This window comes from Arhodomonas sp. KWT, from assembly GCF_010993615.1.
Map to the genome: position 1 here is coordinate 1 of NZ_WNXE01000132.1, position 2,075 is coordinate 2,075.

The 2,075-nt window shown below is 71.8% G+C and carries 2 protein-coding genes; both read right to left on the reverse strand.

Annotated features, from left to right (window positions below; genetic code table 11):
- Nucleotides 1-132 precede the first annotated feature (132 nt).
- Nucleotides 133-1,659 carry an ExeA family protein gene (locus G7A99_RS14665; protein WP_163141436.1) on the reverse strand — a complete coding sequence of 509 codons (1,527 nt, stop codon included), beginning with the start codon at nt 1,657-1,659 and terminating at the stop codon, nt 133-135.
- Between the two features lie 4 nt (nt 1,660-1,663).
- A partial coding sequence (locus tag G7A99_RS14670) for a tol-pal system YbgF family protein (RefSeq protein ID WP_163141439.1) occupies nt 1,664-2,075 on the reverse strand: 412 nt, incomplete at its 5' end.

Sequence of the window (2,075 nt, forward strand, 5' to 3'; positions counted from 1 at the left end):
TCGGCTTCGGTGATCAGGCCCTTGCGGACCACCAGCTCGCCGAGCCGGACCGGGGCGGTGCCCTCCGGGGGCCCGTCGGTGTCGGGCTGCTGACTCTCCTGCGGATCGTGGTCGAGCATGATGAAGCGGTCCTCAATCGCTCCGGGTGAGTCGCTGGCGGCGGTCACCGCCGAGCACCCGCAGCGCAAGAATGGTCAACGAGTCGATCTCCCCGGTGCCGGGGATGCCGGTGGTGCGCTGAAACCGCTGCAGCGCGTCCTGGGTGACCGGGCCCATGAGGCCATCCACCCCGTCCGGCTCGAGCAGGCCCCGGTCGACGAGCCGCTTCTGCACGTGGCGGACCAGTGCGCCCTCACGCAACGGCGGCATCACGGGCATCGCGATCCAGCGCCGGTCGTGCACGCTCAGCGTGCACAGCTGGCGCGAGGCGTCGCCCGCGATGGCCCGACCCAGCCGGCGCGGCAGCGGCCGCAGGCTTACGCCGTCCGGGCCGTGGCGGGCGCGCAGCGTGTCCATGCACGTCGCCCCGGCGGTACTGCGGGTGGCCGGGCGCCGCTCACGCACAGCGGTGGCCAGGTCGTCGATACCGCCGCCGGCCGCGTGCGCCGGCTGCGGTGAGGGAACGGGGAGGAGCCGGATCTTTCCGTCCCCGGGGCCGCCCGGTGGTGGTCCGCTGTCATCGAAGGGGGTGTGCACCGCCGCGAGGACCGGGGATATCCAGTCGCCCGCCGCCCCCGGTTCGTCGATGGACTGGTGTACGCCAAGCGAGGTGAGGGCCGCGGCGACGGCGAACGTGGCTGCCGCCGCGGCCGCGAACCGCAGGGGTCTGCGGCGAGCGGGGCGGTAACCCAGCTCGCGGGCCGCCTCGCGCACGAGGCCGGCGTCGATGGCGGTGCCCTGCCGGCCGACGAGGCCGTACAGGCAACGGTCGAGGATCAGGTGCAGGCTGCGGAGATTCCCCCCGGTGGCCTGGAACAGGGCGCGGGCGGCGCCGGGTCCGAGACCCAGGCGGCCGCCGTCACCGGCGGCATTGACGCGGAATTCCACGTACCGGGGGATCTCCGCGGCGGTGAGCGGGGCCAGCCGCAGGCGCTTGACGATGCGGCTGCGGAGCTGGCGCAGCGAGTCCGCCTCCAGGGTCTGCTCAAGCTCCGGCTGGCCGCACAGGATGATCTGCAGGAGCTTGTCCTGCCCGGTCTCGAGATTGCTCAGCAGGCGCACCAGCTCGAGGCTGGTGATGCTCAGGTTCTGGGCGTCGTCGACGAGCAGTACACAGTTGCGTCCCGCCCGCCGTTCGGCGATGAGGAAGTCGTTGAGCCGCTGCAGGTTCACGGAGACGCTGTCGGCGGGCTCCAGGCCGAAATCCGCACAGATCGCCGCCAGCAGTTCCGGCCCCTGCAGGAAGGTGTTGAACACCAGTGCGAAGGCCATGTCGCCGCCGGAGTGCGCGTCGAGGAGCCGCCGCAGGAGCGTGCTCTTGCCCAGGCCCACCTCGCCGGTGACCAGCATGATGCCCTTGCGGGTGTCGATACAGTGCGCCAGTTCGGCGAGCTCCTGCTCCATGCCGTGCGTGTAGTAGTACGCTGCCGGATCCGGTGTCGGTGGAAACGGATGCCGGCTGAGTCCCAGATATGCGTGTGCGGTGAACGCCTGTGCCATCGCGTCACATCCCAAGCCGGCGTACGGCCCGCTCCAGGGCGTCCGAGTCGGGTGAGTGCCGGCGCGCCGATTTCAGTACCTCGCGGGCGCGCTCCCTGTCGCCCTCGCGCAGGTGGATGTAGGCGAGGTTGATGCCCGCCTCCTCGTCCCCGGGGAAGCGCTCGAGGATCTGCCGGTACCGGTCCCGGGCCCGGTCGTAGTCCTCGTGCCTGAACGCGAACCAGCCCTCCATGCGCAGGCGCAGCACGTGTCCGGCCGGCAGCAGCGTGGCCACCTCGTCGAGGGTGTCCCCGGCGGCCGTCCAGTCACCCGCGGCGATCTGGCGCATCATCCGGGCATACAGTTCACGGGCGTGCTCGAGCGCCCCGCCCGTGAGCGTGCTGCTCGCCCGGTTCGCGGTGGTGCCGTCCGGTGTA